The organism is Luteimonas sp. J29, from assembly GCF_000472505.1.
Lineage (GTDB): Bacteria > Pseudomonadota > Gammaproteobacteria > Xanthomonadales > Xanthomonadaceae > Luteimonas.
In genome coordinates this window covers 1-17642 of sequence record NZ_AWZR01000001.1, presented here as the reverse complement: position 1 = coordinate 17642, position 17642 = coordinate 1, and the positions used below count along the sequence as shown (strand labels likewise).

The window sequence follows — 17642 nt, the reverse complement described above, 5'->3', positions numbered from 1 at the left end:
CGATGGCGACGAAAGCCAGGGCCCCGGCCACCGCCCCGGTCAAGGGACGCGGCGCGGCCTCGTACGTGCCCGGCCGCTACGAGACCACCACCGTCGAGGCCTGCGACGACGGCTGGGACGCGCGCGACGCGGGCGACGACACCAGCCCGGATCCGCACCCGGACACCCGCGTCCACGAGGAGGCGGCGCGCGGCATCGTCAGCCGCAACCAGTCGCCGGACCTGGGCTTCGAGCAGTCGATCAATCCCTACCGCGGCTGCGAGCACGGCTGCGTGTACTGCTACGCGCGCCCGTCGCATGCCTGGGTGAACCTGTCGCCTGGCCTCGACTTCGAAACCCGGCTGTTCGCCAAGACCAACGCCGCCGAACGCCTGCGCGCCGAGCTGTCGCGCGCGGGCTACCGCTGCACGCCGATCGCGCTGGGCGTGAACACCGACGCCTACCAGCCGATCGAGCGCCGCTACCGGATCACCCGCGGGCTGATCGAGGTGCTGGCCGAGTTCCGCCACCCGTTCCGGCTGGTGACCAAGAGCGCGCTGGTGCAGCGCGACCTCGACCTGCTCGCGCCGCTGGCCGCGCAGGGCCTGGTGGCCGCGCACGTCTCGGTGACCACGCTCGACAACCGCCTGTCGTCGCGGATGGAGCCGCGGGCCTGCGCGCCGCACGCGCGCCTGCGCACGATCCGGGCGCTCGCCGACGCCGGGGTCCCGGTCGGCGTGCTGGTGGCGCCGGTGGTGCCGGCGATCACCGACCACGAGCTCGAGGCCATCCTCGAGGCCGCGCACGAGGCCGGCGCCCGGGCCGCCGGTTACGTGCTGCTGCGGCTGCCGCACGAACTGGGCGACATCTGGCGCGAGTGGCTGCAGCTGCACTACCCCGACCGCGCCGCGCACGTGATGAGCCTGGTGCGGCAGATGCGCGGCGGGCGCGACTACGACGGCGGCTTCGGCCGCCGCATGCACGGCGAGGGCCCGTTCGCGCAGCTGTTGGCGCAGCGCTTCGCGCGCGCGCGCCGGCGGCTCGGCTTCCCCGGCCTGCCGCCGCTGGACACGTCCGCGTTCCGGGCGCCGACCGCGCCCGGCGCGCAGGGCGAGCTGTTCTGAATGCTCGACGCGGCGCGGGTGCTGCCTCGCGCCCCTGCACGGCGCATCGGCCCGGCGGTTGCGTAGACTTGCCCCACTGGGCGCGTGCCGCGCCCCGCGCGGGGTACCGTGGAGACCGGATCGACGCTACTGCATCGCCAGGCATTCGACCACGCCGATGCCGGGCTGGCGCTGCTCTCGCCGCAGGGCGAGTGGCTGCAGGTGAACGCGGCGCTGGCGGCGCTGGCCGGCCAGCCGCCTGCCTCGCTGCAGGGCACGCGCGCGCATGAAGCGGTGTTCGATGGCGGCATCGCCACGGGCATCGCACGGTGGCTCGCCACGCCGGACCATGCGCGGCCCGCGCGCGTGGTGCTCGAGTCCGACGATGGAGCCTTCCCCGCATGGCGGGTGGTGCTGGCCGCGCTGCCCGATGCAGGCGGCGTCCTGTTGCAGTGCACAGACATCGGCGCGGAACGGCGGCAGCGCGAGCGCGAGCGGGCCACCGCCGAGTTGCAGGAACACGTGGCCCACGGCCTGTCGCACGAATTGCGCGCGCCGCTGCGCGGCATCGCCGGCTTCGCCGCACGCCTGGACGAGGCCGGGCTGGTGGCGGAGGCGGGCAAGCCCGACCTGGAGCGCATCCGCGCCGCGGCCGCGCGCGCCGACGACCTCGTCCGGGCGTTGCTCGAGTTCCTCCGCGTCTCCCGCCAGCCGATGCGCGAGGAGCCGGTGGACGTGAGCCTGCTGTGCGAATGGGTCGCCACCGACCTGCAGGACGCCGCGCGCGACCGCGCCGCCCGGATCACGATCGCGCCCGGCCTGTGGGCACGCGGCGATGAACGCTGGCTCAAGGTGCTGTTGCGCGAGGTGTTCGACAACGCGTGGAAGTTCTCGTCGGGGTGCGAGGAGACCAGGATCACGGTCGAGGGCGCGGTCGAGGACGGCCGCCTGCGGCTCGCGGTCTCCGACCGGGGTTGCGGCTTCGACATGCGCTATGCTGACAAGCTGTTCCTGCCGTTCCAGCGCCTGCATGGCAGCAACCAGGGCGGCGGCCACGGACTCGGTCTCGCGATCGCGAGGCGGGTGGCCGAGTGCCATGGCGGGAGCATCCGGGCCGAGTCGCGGCCCGGGCAGGGCAGTACCTTCTTCATCGAACTGCCGGCGGCGTCCCCCGGCGCTGGCGCGGAACCAGGGCAATGAACCAGAACGACATCCTGCTGATCGAGGACAATCCGGACGATGCGGAACTGACCCGGATCGCGTTCGCGCAGGCGGGCATCGATCGCCAGCTGGTGGTGGTGCGCGACGGCGCCGAGGCGCTGGACTACCTGTTCGCGCGCGGCCAGTACGCCAGCCGCGACACGGGCGAACTGCCGGCGATCGTGCTGCTGGACCTCAACCTGCCCAAGCTCGATGGTCGCGAGGTGCTGCAGGCGATCCGCGGCGACGCGCGTACCCGCTCGCTGCCGGTGGTGGTGCTGACCACCAGCGACGAGCCGTTCGACGTCGAGGCCACCTACGCGCTGGGCGTGAACAGCTACATCCGCAAGCCGGTCGCGTTCGAGCAGTTCGTCGACGTGGTCAAGCAGATCGGCCTGTACTGGCTGGTGCTCAACCAGCCGCGCGTCGCGAGCTGACCGCCAGCAACCCTGCGCCACTACTGTAAGAGCGGCTTCTGTAGGAGCGGCTTCAGCCGCGACCCGACCCACCGGCCATCCACGCCGCCGCTCCCTGCCGCCGCGCCCGCTGTCGAGCGCCCGCGAACCCGGTCCGGCGCCGCGTCATGCCGATCCGGAATGTGCACCCAACCAACCCGCCTGCGCGGATAACGCGCGCTTCACGCATCGCCTCGCCCGGCTGCGTAAACAGTGCCCGTTGGCGACAGGAGCAGGTCATGCGGATCACCATCGTGGGAGGCGGTTTCTCGGGCGTCGCGCTGGCCGCGTCGCTGCAGCGCATCGCGCCGGACGACGCGCGCATCCACCTGGTCGGCGTGGACCGCGGCTTCGGCGGCGGCGTCGCCTACGGCGAGGCGCGCCCCGAGCACGTGCTCAACGTGCGCGCGCGCGAGCTCGGGCTCCCGGCCGACGACCCGGAGGACTTCGCCGACTGGTTCAACCTCGGCGACCGCGGCCGCAACGCCTTCCTGCCGCGCCAGCTCTACGGCGACTACCTGCGCGACCGCCTGCACGAACTGCTGCAGGCGCCCGGCGCGCGCGTGCACGCGGTGCGGCGCGAGGCCGTGGCGATCGAGCGCGTGGACCGCGGCTTCGCGGTGCGCATGGACGACGGCGCGGCGATCCTCGGCGACACCGTGGTGCTGGCGGTCGGCGCGCTGCCGCCACCGCCGCTGGCCGGCGTGGGGCCGCGCCTGGCGGTGCACCCGTCCTACATCGGCTGGCCCTGGCAGCAACACGCGATCGAGCGCATCGATCCCGATGCGCGGGTGCTGGTGGTCGGCACCGGCCTGACCATGGCCGACGTGGTGCTGACCCTGCACCAGCGCGGCCACCGCGCGCGCATCGACGCGCTGTCGAGGCACGGACTACTGCCGGCCGAGCATCCGGAGCCGCCGCTGGCCCCGGTGTCGCTGCCGCCGGCGATCCTGCAGGTGCTGGCCGAGCACGACCTGCGCGAACTGGTGCGCCGGATCCGCGCGCTGTCCAACCTCGTCGACTGGCGGGCGCTGGTCGATGCGCTGCGGCCGCACACCCAGGCGTTCTGGCAGGGCCTGCCGGAACGGCAGCGCGGCCAGTTCCTGCGCCACCTGCGCTCGTGGTGGGAGGTCGCGCGCCACCGCCTGCCGCCGCAGGTGGCCGGGCACCTGCGCGCGATGCGCGAGAACGGCCAGCTGCGCATCCTGCGCGGGCGGCTGGTGCGCGCCGGCCGCGCCGACGACTGCGTGTCGGTGCTGCTGCGGCCGCGCGGCGCCAGCGACGTGCGCCACGAGCGCTACGACGTGCTGCTGCGCGCGACCGGCCTCAACACCGACGTCGCCCGCACCACGCACCCGCTGCTCTCGCAGCTGCGCGAGTCGGGCATGGTGCGTCCGGACGCGCACGAGCTCGGACTCGACACCACCGACGCGCTGGAAGTGGTGGACGCGCGGGGCAGGGTGGTGCCGGGCCTGTACTGCCTCGGCCCGCTGCTGCGCGGCCGCTACTGGGAAATCACCGCCGTGCCGGAACTGCGCTCGGCCGCGCACTGGCTCGCGCAGGCCCTGGTCGCACGCGCCAGCGCGCCACCCGCGGTTCAGTCGCCGCCGGCGCTCCAGTCCCAGCGCAACCCGAGCAGCAGCCCGCGTCCGGGACCGGGTTCGTAATAGCGCCCGTTGCCCTCGTTGACGATCACCGAGCCGACCCAGTCGCGGTCGAACAGGTTGTCCACGCGCGCGAAGCCGCGCAGCCGCCCGTGCGCGGTGGTCCATGTGCGCGCCGCTTCGAGGTGGGCCAGCACGTGGCCGGGCGCCTCGCGCGCGCCGGTGTCGCTGACCGCGGTCGAGGCGTTGCCCGAGGCCTCCAGCGCGAAGCTCCACGCACGCGGCTGCCACCGCAGGCGGGCATGCCCCTGCTGGCGCGTCGTGCCGGGGATCGGGCTGCCGGCCGGCACCCGCACCGAGGGGTCGGTGCAGCCGGCGCCGGTGCAGACCGGGAACGCATCGCGGAAGCGCGCGTCGAGCCAGGTCCACGCCAGTTCCAGCGACCAGTCCGTGGCCAGCGGCAGCGCGGCCGAGAGTTCGGCGCCCTCGCGCCGGCTGCGCCCCACGTTGCGGTAGCTGCTGCGGCCGCCCACGTTGCGCGCCACCGCCAGTTCGTCGCGGGTGTCGACGCGGAACAGCGCCGCCTCGACCTGCGCGCCTGCACCGTTGCGCCACTTCGCGCCGAGCTCGAGGTTGCGGCTGGTGGCCGGCGCCAGGTCGAAGGCCAGGCCCGCGCCGCCGTCGGCGCGGTAGCCCAGTTCGTTGAAGGTGGGCGTCTCGAATCCGCGACCGGCCGAGGCATACAGGCGCAGGTGCCCGGTGGGCGCGAACGACAGGCCGAGCACCGGCGTGGTGCGCGCGTAGTCCACGCGCCCGCTGTCGTCGGGATTGGTGGCGGTGACGTAGCCGTCGCGCGAATCGAAACGCACCTGGCTGCGGCGCGCGCCGGCCAGCAGCGACCAGCGCCCGGACAGCTGCCACCACGCCTGGGCGTACACATCGCGGTTGTCGACGCGGTTGCGCTCGTCGCGCCGCAGTGCGCCGCGCACGCCCAGCACCTCGCCGACGAAGTTCTCGTAGCCGCGCCGGCGCTGGCGCTGGCGGTCGGCATTGGCGCCGGCGGTGAACTCGACCGTGCGCCCGGCCAGCGATCCGCCCCAGCGCCAGCGCAGGTCGAGTCCGCCGTAGTCGTTGTCCAGGTCGATCACGCCGCCCGAGTGCAGCGGATTGGCCTGCGCGCCGGCGGGGATGGCGAGGAACTGCTCGATGTCGCGCTGCCCGGCATAGGCCATCGCCTTGAGCGCGTGGCCGCCGCCCAGCGGCTGCTCCCAGCGCAGGCCGAGCTGGTCCTGGCGCGCCGACTTGCGGGTGTCGAACTGGTGGGCGACGCCGGTGGCCTGGCGCGGATCGGCCTGCAGCTGGTCCCAGTCCAGGCCGAGCGGATCGAGCGCATCGGGCGCATCGAAATGGTTGCCCACCAGCACCAGGCGGCCGTCGCCGGGCAGGCCGGCGTGCAGCTTGAGGTTGAGCCAGCTGCGCCCGGCCGCGCTGTGGTCGCGCCAGCCGTCGGTCTGGAAACGGCTCGCGGCCAGTGCGTAGCCCAGCACGTCCCCGGCGCCGCGCAGGCTGGCGGTCAGCGCGCGGGCATCGTCGCGCCCGATGCTGGCCTGCAGGTGGCCGCGCGCGGGCGCCTGGCCTTCGGCGCTGGTGACCTGGACCACGCCGCCGGAGGAATTGCCGTGCAGCGCCGAGAACGGCCCGCGCATGACCTCGATGCGTTCGGCGCCGGCCATCACGACGTGCGAGACCTGGCCCTGGCCGTCGGGCATGGTCGCCGGGATGCCGTCGGCATACAGGCGCAGGCCGCGCACGCCGAAGGTCGAGCGCGCGCCGAAGCCGCGGATCGACAGCTGGGTGTCCTGGGCGAAGTTCTGCCGCTCGCGCGCGGCCAGGCCCGGCACGCCGGCCAGGGCCTCGGCCAGCGCCACGCCCTGGCCCGCGGCGTCGCCGTCGAGCGCGATCGTGGTGACCGAGGCCGGCACCTCGAACGCGGGCACGTCGCGCAGCCGCGCGGTGGTGACCTGGAGGCGGTCGAGCGTCACCGCATCGGCCGCGTCCTCGGCCGCTGCGAGCGCGGGCAGGGCCAATGCCACGGCGAGCGCGCAGGCGCGCAGGCGAAGGGGCAGGGCCGGGCGGCGCGCCCTCATCGGCGCGGGGGCGGGGATCGGGGGCATGCACCGCAATCTACGCGGTGCCCGGAGCGCCGGCGCGGGACGACCGTCATGGTCGCGGATGGGGAAAGATTTCCACCGCAACCGTCTCTTCCCCGGGGCGGTCAGCTGACCGCCGCCACCGCGCTGGCCACGTAGTCGAGGTTGCGGGCGCTCAGCGCCGCCACGCAGATCCGGCCGGTGCCGACGGCGTAGATGCCGTACTCGTCGCGCAGCCGGTCGACCTGCGCGCGCGACAGGCCCGAGTACGAGAACATCCCCGCCTGGCGCTGGATGAAGTCGTACTGCGGCGCCCCGTGCGCGGCCAGGCGCTCGACCAGGCCCGCGCGCAGGGCGTGGATGCGCGTGCGCATCTGCCCGAGCTCCTCTTCCCACTGCGCGCGCAGCGCCGGATCGTTGAGCACGCCGGCCACCAGCGCCGCGCCGTGGGTGGAGGGGCTGGAGTAGTTGGCGCGCACCAGGCGCTTGATCTGCGACTGCACCCGGCGCGCCTCGTCGGCGCTGTCGGCGACCACGGTCAGCGCGCCCACGCGCTCGCCATAGAGCGAGAACGACTTGGAGTACGAACTGGCGACCACGAAGTTGCGGATCGGCGAGGCGGCCAGCAGGCGCACCGCGTGCGCGTCCTCCTCGATCCCGCGGTCGAAGCCCTGGTAGGCCATGTCGATGAACGGGAACAGGCCGCGCTCGTGCAGCAGCGCCACCACCTGGTCCCACTGCGCCGGGGTCAGGTCGGCGCCGGTGGGGTTGTGGCAGCAGGCGTGCAGCAGCACCACGGTGCCCGGCTCGAGCCTGCGCAGGTCGGCAAGCATGCCGTCGAAGTCCACGCCGCGGGTGGCGGCGTCGAAGTAGGCGTACTCCACCACCTCGAAGCCGACCGCGGTGAACACCGCGCGGTGGTTCTCCCAGCTCGGCGAGCTGATCGCGATGCGCGCGAACGGCAGCGTCTTCTTCAGCAGCTCGGCGCCGACGCGCAGGGCGCCGCTGCCGCCGATGGTCTGGGTGGTGGCGGCGCGGCCTTCGACCACCAGCGGCGACTGCGCGCCGAACAGCAGGTCGCGGGTGGCGCGGGTGTAGTCGGGCAGGCCGTCGATCGGCAGGTAGCCGCGCGGCTTGCTCTGCTCGGCCAGCTGGCGCTCGACCTGCTGCACCGCGCGCAGCACCGGGATGCGCCCGTCCTCGTCGTAGTAGATGCCCACGCCCAGGTTCACCTTGGTGGCGCGGGCGTCGGCGTTGTAGGCCTCGGTCAGGCCCAGGATCGGATCGCCCGGGACCAGTTCAACGTTCGCAAAGAAGGACACGGCGGCAGTCGTCGCAGGAGGAGGGGAGGGGCGCCGCGGGCCGCGGCGAAAAACCGCCTGATTCTAGCAGCGATCTCCACGCCGGCCGCGTTCGTTGCGGCCGGAACGTTCCCCACCAGCCCCCGCCTTCGTCTCCATCCCATCCCTGTAGGAGCGGCTTCAGCCGCGACCGATGTCTCCGCTTACCGCGCGTTCGCGGCAACGCGCCCGCGCCGCCGCGAACTGCGGCGGCCCGGGGACGGGGCTGCGGACATGGGGATTGCCGTCGGTCCGGGATTTCCTTGGGTCGCGGCTGAAGCCGCTCCTACAGGTGCTGTCGGGAGGGGCGGCGTCAGGTGTCGGCGTCGTCGGGCCAGCCTTCGCCGGTGCCGCGGTGCAGGACGCGGTCGGTGTCCAGCACCTCGCCGGCGGGGATCGCAGGCTGCCCGGCCAGGCGCGCGTACACCGGCGTGAAGTCCGGGCGGGTCGCGTCCATCAGCTGCTCGAAGCTGTCGATCACGAAGTAGGTCTTCTGGTAGCTGTCGATCCGGTAGCGGGTGCGCATGATCCGCTCCAGGTCGAAGCCGATCCGGTTGGGCGCGGCGCTTTCCAGCGCGTACACCGACTCGCCCGACGACGAGACGATGCCGGCGCCGTAGATCCGCAGCGCGCCGGCCTCGCGGATCAGGCCGAACTCCACCGTGTACCAGTACAGCCGGGTCAGGTTCTGCAGCGCCTCCGGGCCGATGCCGTGCGCCTTCACCCCGCCGCGCCCGTAGGCCTGCATGTAGTCGGCGAACACCGGGTTCATCAGCAGCGGCACGTGGCCGAACAGGTCGTGGAACAGGTCCGGCTCCTCGATGTAGTCGATCTGGTCGGGGCGCCGGATCCACCAGGTGACCGGGAAGCGCCGGTTGGCCAGGTGGTCGAAGAAGTCGAGCTCGGGCAGCAGGCCTTCCACGCCCACCAGCTCCCAGCCGGTGGTCCGGCCCAGCACGGCGTTGAGGTCGCGGAAGCGCGGGATCGCGCGCGGATTCATGCCCATCGCGTCCTGGGCCTGCAGGAACTGCGCGCTGGCGCGCCCGGCCAGCACCCCGCGCTGGCGCGCGTACAGCGTGGCCCAGGTGGCATGGTCGGCGGCGCTGTAATCGTCCCAGGGCTGTTCCACGATGCCGGTGGCGTACACCGGGACCTTGCCCTTGTCGGTGTGCAGGTTCTCGACGCGGCGCGGTGCGGTGGACATGGCGGTCTCCTCTTGGCCGGCGGGCATGGGATACAACCGGCAGGATATCGCGCCGCGGCCGCAACAGGATTGCGAACGTTGCATCGCATGGGCGCGAGCGCGCACCATTCGTGCGGACAACGCCGGGAGGACGCGCGAAATGACCGCGATCGAACTCGACCGCATCGACATCCAGCTGCTGGCCGAACTCCAGCGCGCCGGCCGCCAGACCAACGCCGAGCTGGCCGAGCGGGTGCACCTGTCGCCCTCGGCCTGCCTGCGTCGCGTGCAGCGGCTCGAACGCGAGGGCGTGATCGCCGGCTACCGCGCCGAACTCGACGGCGAGCGCCTGGGCCTCGGCCTGCAGGCCTTCGTGCGCGTCCACCTGGCCCGCCACGACGCCGAGGCGCTGGCCACCTTCGCCGCCCACGTCAACGACTGCCCCGAGGTGGTGGCCTGCCACGCCCTGACCGGCGAGATGGACTACCTGCTGCATATCGTGGTCGGGGACCTCGAGCACTTCTCGCGCTTCCTGCTCGACCGCCTGCTCGCCCAGGCCGGCGTGGCCGACGTCAATTCCAGCTTCGTGCTGCGCACCATCAAGGGCTACCGCGGCCTGCCGCTGCCGGCGCCCGCCCGGGGTCGAGCGGACTGACCACGCCGCGGCCGCCGCGGTTGAGCACATGGGTGTAGACCTGCGTGGTGGCGACGTCCTTGTGCCCGAGCAGCTCCTGGATGGTGCGGATGTCGTAGCCGTCCTCGAGCAGGTGGGTGGCGAAGGAGTGGCGCAGCGTGTGCGCCGAGACCGGCTTGTCGATGCCGGCCGCGCGCCGCGCCCTGCGGATCGCGCGCGAGACCACCGCGTCGTCCAGGTGGTGGCGGCGCACGACGCCGTCGCGCGGATCCCTCGAGCGGCGCAGGGCGGGGAACACGTACTGCCAGCCGAACTCGCGCGCGGCGGACGGATACTTGCGCGCCAGCGCATGCGGCAGCCAGACCGCGCCGAAGCCGTCCTCCAGGTCGCCGCGGTGCAACACCCTGGCGCGTTCGAGCTCGGCCTGCAGCGGCCCGGCCAGCGTCGCCGGCAGCACGGTGCGCCGGTCGCGGCCGCCCTTGCCGTCGCGCACCACGATCTCGTTGCGAATGAAGTCCACGTCCTTGACCCGCAGCCGCAGCCCCTCCATCAGCCGCATCCCGGTGCCGTACAGCAGGCGCGCCACCACGCCGGCGCGCCCGTCCATCCCCGCCAGCAGCGACGCCACTTCCCGGCGCGAGAGCACCGTCGGCACCCGCGCCGGCCGCTTGGCGCGGACGACCTCGTCCATCCACGGCAGGCGGATCCCCAGCACTTCCCGGTACAGGAACAGCAGCGCCGACAGGGCCTGGTTCTGGGTGCTCGCGGCGACCCCGCCCTCGACCGCGAGCGTGGTCAGGAACCGCTCGACCTCCACCGCGCCCATCGTGCGCGGATGGCGCCTGCCGTTGGCCAGGATGAACCGGCGGATCCACCCCAGGTAGGCCCGCTCGGTCCGCAGGCTGTAGTGATGCAACCGCATCCTGCGGCGAACCTCGTCGAACAGGCGCGGAGCCTGCCGCTCACTCGCATCCATGCTTATCACCCGTTTCCGGCCGGAGAATCGATACCGCCCCGTCCATGGCGATATCCGGGTCCAGCGTGGCCCGGGACACCGGGCCGGAGGATCGGGCAAATGCCTGATCCAGGGTAGGAATTCCGATTTGACTGGGGCAGGGGGCGGCTGAATACTCGGCCATATTCCCCGGGTGCGGGGTCTACTTGGTGTTAGACCGCAGTTGTAGTACATCGCAAGTTCACCGACAGGAGGATTTATGCCGCTGTACAAGGACATCAACGGAGACTCTGGCGTTCAGTCGTATGAGATTGGAGATGGCTCCATCATCGTTCAATTCGAGCGTGGCGGGTCCTACCTCTACACCAACGCAAGCGCTGGCGCAGACCACATCGCAGAGATGCAGCGCCTCGCGCAGATTGGAGACGGGCTAAATGCATACATCAATAAGTATGTCCGCAAAAACTACGCCCAGAAGTTGGCGTAGTGCGGTCTAACAATTCATTCAAGCCGAACCCGCTTCGCGGGTCGGCTTAATTCAGGTGTTAGACCAAGGGGGAAAGTATGCCGGTGCCTGCAGCAAGAAGCGGCAAGCCGCTCAAGGTAAAGGGTCGACCGATCCCGTTCTCCGTGTACCCCGTCAAACGGACAACGCGCCGGTTCGGGCTGCAATCGAGGATCTTTGCCACGAGCCCATGGGGCGTCATGAAGCAAGTGATTGAAGATGGCCTTACTGCCAGCGCACGGGATGAGGCGAGAGCATTTCTTGAGCAAGCGCAGAACTTCTACGAAATCTCGTCTAGCTCGCACCTCTCACCCACGAAGCCACTCCTTTTCTACTATTCCTTTCTAAACCTTGTTAAGGCACTCGCCCTAGTTCGAGGAACGCAGAGCACTTACGGCCCGGCGTACCACGGCTTGACCGAATCCACGCCTACAGGGGGCAGGGAGTTTCACGACTCTATCGTTACGGTTAACTGGCGCGGATCCAATCCGCGCCTATTCAACGATCTCAAGCAGATAATTACCGGTAAGACCGATCCGAAAAATCGCAATTACACGCTCAGAAACGTCATGCCACAATTGGTTCCCGGGCATCGCGTCTGGTGCGCTGCAACGGGCGCTAGTGAGCGGTTTGTTGAAGTGCATCGAGTAGAGTTCCGGTTCAATGACTCAACAAAGGAGGTTTGGGCAGAGCTCGGCATCTTTTCAGACGATTTGACACGCTTTGGGATCACCCGCAAACGTTTGCTTCAGGAGTCTGGGCTCAGCACGCTCTTTCGAGAGGTTTCGCCAAGCGAAACGATTGGCGACCGCACGCTGATCCGCTTAGAGCAAAAGAAGGCTGTTAAGTACACGGGCCGCCCGAGTGACAAGATCGCGGACATCGTCAAGGTGCTAAAGCCATTCCTTTGGTTCAGCGTCATGACAATCCCGCCCTTCCGCAAGAACTACCTCTATCTGTGTCCGCCGTCCGAACGTAGCGACATGCTTGCGCAAGTCATGTCTATCTACCTTGTGTTCTTTTATCTCGGCTCGGTGACGCGCTACAGGCCGAACCTGTTTCAATCCATCCTCGACTCAAAGTACGGGAGCCACTTGGAGGAAGTAATTTTGAACCTCCCTCAGCAGTTCCTCTATCTGATCGCCAGCGAGTTTGCCGAACGCGAGGTAGTTCATGCGCCCTTGGTCTAACAGTTCGTTCAAGCCGACGCCGCTTCGCGGCGCGGCTTAACTCAGGTGTTAGGCACCACATGATGATTCGACGAGTTCTGTTGGTCATAGTTCTAGCAGCCGCATCTGGCGCCGATGCGATAGCTTGTGCAGATCCACCCAAAGCTTCTTTTAGGGAGATCGTCGCCTCTGCGCCGACGATCTTCACTTTTCAGTTGACTAGCGCGTTCTACATCCACAAAGCGCTAGGGGACACTGCTTATACTGAGTATGTGGTCGGCCACATAAAAGTGATTGATCCCCTAAAAGGCGACGCGGACTCATTCAAGATGATCCAGTACAGATTCCGCAGTTGCGGCGCGACCCGGATGAGCGTTGGTCAGACCTATCTCGCAGCTACTTCTCAAACCGGGCCGCTTCTTCAACTCTGGGGCATGGATCAGGCGATCCTGGATCTTTCACGCGATTTCTACCATGAAAGAACCAGGCGGTCTCCTGCAGTAGATATTGTTAAAAGCATCATCAACGGCGAGCCGGTGCCCGCTGACTTCCCACGTGAGGCTCTGCTTAGCCCACTCGATGTCCATCCCGTTCCAGCGCCGCCGGCTCCACTGAAGTGAAGGTGGTGCCTAACAATGCGTTCAAGCCGACACCGCATCGGGGCGCAAACCACATGGCAGGAAGAGCTTGCCATGTGCTTCACGCCCCGCTGCGGCGCGGCTTAACTTAGGTGTTATGGGCTATGTCCAGCATTCTCGTATTCTTGGCTATAGCAGCGCTCGCCTACTTCTTCTGGCGCAAGCGATCTGTTCAACGTGGCGGACCATCCGTGCAAGGCCACTTGCCAGGTCCCGGCACATACGAGTTCGACATTGTTGGTGAGTCCAAGTACCAAGATGCACTTGAGGCGATCTGTGGTGGCCGCACCGAGGACAGTGCTGAGCACATGACTGAGGCCGTTCTGCACCTTGAGGATTCGAATCCGCACGACAATCTGGCGGTCCGCGTAGACATTGATGGCCGAACGGTTGGCTACTTGTCTCGCAAGGATGCTCGCTCGTATCGCCAGCAACTCAAGCGGCTCGGGCACGAGCGGATCCTTTGTAGGTGTGATGCAATGGTAGTAGGTGGGTGGCGTCGATCTCGGACAGATCAGGGGCACTTTGGCGTCAAGCTTGATCTGCCAGTCGCATAGCCCCTAACAATTCATTCAAGCCGAACCCGCTTCGCGGGTCGGCTTAATTCAGGCGTTAGACCGCACATGGAAGATCTCGGCTCCATGACACTCGCAGAGACGTTCGCTAGACGCGATGCTACCGAAGAGAACGTGGCATCCGCGATTGGGCGACTTGTCCTTGCTTACGCCAGGCTCAGCTCAGCACTCCACTACTGTGTCGCTTGGCACAATGACGGCGCCAGCCTTGATAGCTACGGAAACCGCGCGGAGGACTTCAGCGTCGCCGAGCTGATAAACAGGACTGATGCACAAGCCAAGTCGCGCTACGGCAGCACGTCGGATGCCTATCGCAAGTACCGCACATGGACCAGCAAAGCTCACGCCACTAGGGAGCTTCGTAACTTGATCATGCACTCTCGGTGGGGAATCGAATCTTTCGGGCGCCACGCAATAGCCATATCGACACCACCGTTCGTAGAGCCAAGGAAGGAGCACGTAATTTCAACTGAGGAGCTGGACGCTGCGCGTCGAACTTGCATTGACTTAGCCACAGAGCTTGGCAAGCTGCGCGAAAAGTATCCGCTGTAGTGCGCTCTAACAATTCGTTCAAGCCGACTCCGCTTCGGGGCGCAAACCACATGGCAGGTAAAGCTTGCCATGTGCTTCACGCCCCTACGCTGCGCGGCTTAACTCTGGTGTTAGCCCGCTAATCAGGAGTCTCGGCACATGGAAAAGCAACAAGCCGAAGCAATCGCGAAGGTCATTCTTGAGCCTGATCTGAATGCTCAGGCTGAGTTGCGCCGCAAGCGAGAGGCCGAGGATCGAAGTCTTGCGGTCAGGCGCTTCATTGCGGGATTTGTCCTGGTGGGCTTTGCCATTGGTGCGGCTACAGCGTTCTTCGCTGGCGAGCGCTTCACTGTTGGCGGCCTCTGGGGCGGGATCGGTGGCGCTGCTGTGGGGTGGGTCGTGGGCGCTTGGCGGGATCGGCGGCGCGCGGCCTAACAATGCGTTCAAGCCGAATCCGCTTCGTTACGCAAAACACATGGCAGGTAGAGCTTGCCATGTGTTTCGCTCCACTACGCGCCTCGGCTTAACTTAGGTGTTAGGCCGCTAATCAGGAGTCTCGGCACATGGAAAAGCAACAAGCCGAAGCAATCGCGAAGACTATTCTGGAGCCTGATCTGAATGCTCAGGCTGAGTTGCGCCGCAAGCGAGAGGCCGAGAATCGAAGTCTTGCGGTTAGGCGTTTCATTGCGGGATTTGTCTTGGTGGGCTTTGCCATTGGCGCGGCTGCAGCGTTCTTCACTGGTGAGCGCTTCACTGTGGGCGGCCTCTGGGGCGGGATCGGTGGCGCTGCTGTCGGGTGGGTCGTGGGCGCTTGGCGGGATCGGCGGCGCGCGGCCTAACAATGCGTTCAAGCCGACACCGCATCGGGGCGCAAACCACATGGCAGGTAGAGCTTGCCATGTGCTTCACGCCCCGCTGCGGCGCGGCTTAACTTAGGCGTTAGACGCCAATAGACACTACGGAGGGCTTCCATGTCTCTGCTAGCTCAGATCATCGCTTATGTGGTCAGCCCTCTTGCGACTCTTCTCGCGGTCTGGGTTGCCTATCTCGCTGTTCATCGGGGCTCACAACCTCAGCTTTTGGTCTACTACCAGCCAAATCCTGACGTTCCTTCCCTCATCGACCTTGTGATTGAGAACATTGGCGGTGGTAGCGCTCTCAACGTGAAGTTCTCGGAACCACTTCCAATTGACTGGTGGGGTATCGAGAAGCCCGACGGAAGTGGATCCTTCATTTCAAAGGATGGGTTCCCCGCGTTGTCGGCCGGGCAGCGATACACCTTTAATGGGGGGCAATACTCTGGGCTAGAAAGCAGTATCGGGAAGGGACTCAACATCAAAGTCTCGTACAAGTATCGAGATCCTCTAGGTGTTCTTCGAAGAGCGGAAGAGGCGGTCATGCTCGGCATATCCCATCTGGGACGTATGCCGACCCGAACGAGTGCAAGCCAAGCAATCGTCGATGCACTTAAAGGCCCAAACAAAACCACGGTGCAAGAGATACGGGACGAGCTTCGCGCCATGAACAAGCACCTTCATCTGCTCGCCAAACAAAACGAGCAGAAAGATGGCGCAGTTGGCGTCTAACAATTCGTTCAAGCCGAACTTGCTTCGTTACACCAAAGCCATGGCAGAAAAAGCTTGCCATGACTTTGGCTCCACTACGCAAGTCGGCTTAACTCAGGTGTTAGGCCTTACTCTCAGGCACCTCATGAAGCTCGTTCTTCTCACCATGCTGATCTGCTTGGCCGGGTGTGCAAGCGCACCTCCGGAGCGCCCGGACTTCATCTGCGATCCGGAGCTTGACGACACGGCCAGGGTTCAAGATGGCCTGCCCCGGCATCACGCCTGTTGATCCCAACTTTTTGGTAACGGAGTACTACGTGAACTCCGCCAGGCCAGACCTGACTCCTCAAGAGTTCGAAGGAATGCTTTCTGGGGCTTTCCTTCCGTACAGCTGCACCTTCAGGGCCATCGGGCGGGGCGCAGTGTGAGTTCTTGGCCGCGCGAGCCGACCTTTCTGGCTCCGGCCACGCGGGCCAGCCCGCGTTCGCGGCAAGACTTGTTGTACTGTTCGGTCCAGGGGTTGGGCTGTCGCAGGTCGGGCACAAGTGCCAGGCAGCGGCGGCCTAACAAGTCGTTCAAGCCGAATCCGCTTCGTTACGCAAAACACATGGCAGGTAGAGCTTGCCATGTGTTTCGCTTCACTACGCTGCTCGGCTTAACTCTGGTGTTAGGCAGCTATGAAAGTTCTCGTCTTCGGCAACTCCGGTTCTGGGAAGAGCACATTTGCGAAGCAACTGGCTTCAGAACACGGCTTGGCTCATCTTGACCTCGACTCCATCGTCTGGGAGCCGGGCAAGATTGCTGTTCAGCGGCCTGCTCACGCAATCGAGGCTTCGTTGGCTGCGTTTGTATCCGAGCACCCCAGCTGGGTCGTAGAGGGCTGCTACGGAGAGCTAGTGCTGGCCGCGTCTGCCCACTGCACCGAGCTTGTCTTCCTCAATCCCGGGCTTGAAACGTGCTTGGAGCACAATCGCAAGCGTCCATGGGAGCCCCACAAGTACGCCTCGAAAGCAGCTCAAGACCAGATGCTTGAAAACCTCCAGGCTTGGGTTGCGGATTATTATGTTCGGCAAGATCAATGGTCATACCATGCCCACCGTCGGATCTTTGATTCCTTTCCAGGCCGTAAGAGCGAGCGCCTCAGCAGCGGGGCAGTCGCGGCCTAACAATGCGTTCAAGCCGAAGCCGCTTCGTTACGCAAAGCACATGGCAGGAAAAGCTTGCCATGTGCTTTGCTCCACTACGCGTCTCGGCTTAACTTAGGTGTTAGGTGCCATGAGAACATTCGCACTGTTAATTATGAGTTTCCTCGCGTTTTCGGCATACGGGTCGAGACCGATCATGGGAGATGAGGCTTTGGCCTGCATAAGCGGCGGCATGCCTAGCAAGGTGGGGGAGATGCATGGCGTGTCGTTCAACAATGGATACGAATTGGATGCTCTGCGTCCAGGTACGTTCGCCTCCGCTGCTGTTCTCAAGTCAGCGAAACAACACAGTGCAACATTCATGGTTGACGGTTTGATCACTCAGACCATCAACTTCAGCTTCAACGACTTTCCTGGTAGCGATGTCTGCTTTCGTTATGACAACCGCGAGAAGATTTGGTCGGTGAGCAAAACCGAGCGAAACTTCTGCCAGAGCTGCAGTTCGGAAATTGAAGTACGAGTCGGCCTGTATCAATCAGAGCCATTCGCGCTCAATTCTCCCAATGCATCTACTGAGCCTTACAGGCTATACATGAGAGTTTTCCCTGGAAAGAAGATTGCATTGGTAATTTCACCTGCTACAGGCGAAGAGATTTCTCGGCAATTGCTTGAAGGTTCAGACATGGCCGGTGACAACTCATATGTGGAGTCTGACAACGGCATTACCTTCAGCTTTGGACCAACGCAACACACTGTTACCCCTGTCAAGGCAGGATCCGTGAGATTGATATCCATGTATGCAAACGGCAACATTGTGGAGAGAAATCTTTCATTTGTGAATCTCGATTAGCACCTAACAATTCATTCAAGCCGACGCCGCTTCGCGGCGCGGCTTAATTCAGGCGTTAGGC

The 17642-nt window shown here is 66.3% G+C and carries 18 protein-coding genes; 13 read left to right on the top strand and 5 right to left on the bottom strand.

Annotation, left to right across the window (positions count from 1 at the left end; genetic code table 11):
• The first annotated feature begins 2 nt into the window (after positions 1 to 2).
• From LUTJ29_RS0100055 to LUTJ29_RS0100040, 4 genes are all read left to right on the top strand, one after another.
• Positions 3 to 1103, top strand: a complete 1101-nt coding sequence (locus LUTJ29_RS0100055; protein WP_027070749.1) for a PA0069 family radical SAM protein — start codon at positions 3 to 5, stop codon at positions 1101 to 1103.
• Positions 1104 to 1187: 84 nt separating this feature from the next.
• Complete coding sequence (locus LUTJ29_RS15520; protein ID WP_084524487.1) at positions 1188 to 2282, top strand: PAS domain-containing sensor histidine kinase; 1095 nt, start codon at positions 1188 to 1190, stop codon at positions 2280 to 2282.
• Positions 2279 to 2719: a response regulator gene (locus tag LUTJ29_RS0100045; protein ID WP_027070748.1), complete on the top strand. Its 441-nt coding sequence runs from the start codon at positions 2279 to 2281 to the stop codon at positions 2717 to 2719. Before LUTJ29_RS15520 ends, LUTJ29_RS0100045 begins: the two co-directional genes overlap by 4 nt.
• 257 nt (positions 2720 to 2976) lie before the next feature.
• A complete protein-coding gene (locus tag LUTJ29_RS0100040; protein ID WP_027070747.1) occupies positions 2977 to 4404 on the top strand; it encodes an FAD/NAD(P)-binding protein in 1428 nt (475 codons plus the stop codon).
• Here LUTJ29_RS0100040 and LUTJ29_RS0100035 read toward each other — a convergent pair.
• From LUTJ29_RS0100035 to phhA, 3 genes are all read right to left on the bottom strand, one after another.
• Positions 4335 to 6515, bottom strand: coding sequence for a TonB-dependent receptor (locus LUTJ29_RS0100035; protein WP_232221117.1), 2181 nt, complete (start codon positions 6513 to 6515; stop codon positions 4335 to 4337). The genes LUTJ29_RS0100040 and LUTJ29_RS0100035 overlap by 70 nt on opposite strands.
• Positions 6516 to 6616: 101 nt before the next feature.
• Positions 6617 to 7813, bottom strand: coding sequence for an amino acid aminotransferase (locus LUTJ29_RS0100030; protein WP_027070745.1), 1197 nt, complete (start codon positions 7811 to 7813; stop codon positions 6617 to 6619).
• A 331-nt stretch (positions 7814 to 8144) separates the two neighbouring features.
• Positions 8145 to 9035: a phenylalanine 4-monooxygenase gene (gene phhA, locus LUTJ29_RS0100025; RefSeq protein ID WP_027070744.1), complete on the bottom strand. Its 891-nt coding sequence runs from the start codon at positions 9033 to 9035 to the stop codon at positions 8145 to 8147.
• Positions 9036 to 9174: 139 nt separating this feature from the next.
• Here phhA and LUTJ29_RS0100020 point away from each other — a divergent pair, with 139 nt between their 5' ends.
• Positions 9175 to 9669: an Lrp/AsnC family transcriptional regulator gene (locus tag LUTJ29_RS0100020; protein WP_027070743.1), complete on the top strand. Its 495-nt coding sequence runs from the start codon at positions 9175 to 9177 to the stop codon at positions 9667 to 9669.
• Here the strand turns inward: LUTJ29_RS0100020 and LUTJ29_RS15515 are convergent.
• Positions 9614 to 10624: an integron integrase gene (locus LUTJ29_RS15515; RefSeq protein ID WP_051322541.1), complete on the bottom strand. Its 1011-nt coding sequence runs from the start codon at positions 10622 to 10624 to the stop codon at positions 9614 to 9616. The genes LUTJ29_RS0100020 and LUTJ29_RS15515 overlap by 56 nt on opposite strands.
• 238 nt (positions 10625 to 10862) lie before the next feature.
• Here LUTJ29_RS15515 and LUTJ29_RS0100010 point away from each other — a divergent pair, with 238 nt between their 5' ends.
• From LUTJ29_RS0100010 to LUTJ29_RS18535, 3 genes are all read left to right on the top strand, one after another.
• Positions 10863 to 11090 carry a hypothetical protein gene (locus tag LUTJ29_RS0100010; RefSeq protein ID WP_027070742.1) on the top strand — a complete coding sequence of 76 codons (228 nt, stop codon included), beginning with the start codon at positions 10863 to 10865 and terminating at the stop codon, positions 11088 to 11090.
• A 218-nt stretch (positions 11091 to 11308) separates the two neighbouring features.
• Positions 11309 to 12298 carry a YaaC family protein gene (locus tag LUTJ29_RS18270; protein WP_186441995.1) on the top strand — a complete coding sequence of 330 codons (990 nt, stop codon included), beginning with the start codon at positions 11309 to 11311 and terminating at the stop codon, positions 12296 to 12298.
• A gap of 59 nt (positions 12299 to 12357) precedes the next feature.
• Positions 12358 to 12897: a hypothetical protein gene (locus LUTJ29_RS18535; RefSeq protein WP_144774554.1), complete on the top strand. Its 540-nt coding sequence runs from the start codon at positions 12358 to 12360 to the stop codon at positions 12895 to 12897.
• Between the two features lie 113 nt (positions 12898 to 13010).
• Here the strand turns inward: LUTJ29_RS18535 and LUTJ29_RS18530 are convergent, their stop codons facing one another.
• Positions 13011 to 13367, bottom strand: a complete 357-nt coding sequence (locus tag LUTJ29_RS18530; RefSeq protein WP_144774677.1) for a hypothetical protein — start codon at positions 13365 to 13367, stop codon at positions 13011 to 13013.
• A gap of 813 nt (positions 13368 to 14180) precedes the next feature.
• Between LUTJ29_RS18530 and LUTJ29_RS17915 the strand changes: the two genes are divergently transcribed.
• From LUTJ29_RS17915 to LUTJ29_RS18515, 5 genes are all read left to right on the top strand, one after another.
• Positions 14181 to 14456, top strand: a complete 276-nt coding sequence (locus tag LUTJ29_RS17915; protein WP_051322540.1) for a hypothetical protein — start codon at positions 14181 to 14183, stop codon at positions 14454 to 14456.
• 128 nt (positions 14457 to 14584) lie between these two features.
• Complete coding sequence (locus LUTJ29_RS17910; RefSeq protein ID WP_051322539.1) at positions 14585 to 14860, top strand: hypothetical protein; 276 nt, start codon at positions 14585 to 14587, stop codon at positions 14858 to 14860.
• Positions 14861 to 14992: 132 nt separating this feature from the next.
• A complete protein-coding gene (locus tag LUTJ29_RS18525) occupies positions 14993 to 15607 on the top strand; it encodes a hypothetical protein (protein WP_156911519.1) in 615 nt (204 codons plus the stop codon).
• Positions 15608 to 16263: 656 nt separating this feature from the next.
• Complete coding sequence (locus LUTJ29_RS18770) at positions 16264 to 16752, top strand: AAA family ATPase (RefSeq protein ID WP_051322538.1); 489 nt, start codon at positions 16264 to 16266, stop codon at positions 16750 to 16752.
• 133 nt (positions 16753 to 16885) lie between these two features.
• Entirely contained in the window at positions 16886 to 17581 is a 696-nt protein-coding gene (locus tag LUTJ29_RS18515; RefSeq protein WP_198012640.1) for a hypothetical protein, read from the top strand.
• The last annotated feature ends 61 nt before the right edge of the window (positions 17582 to 17642 follow it).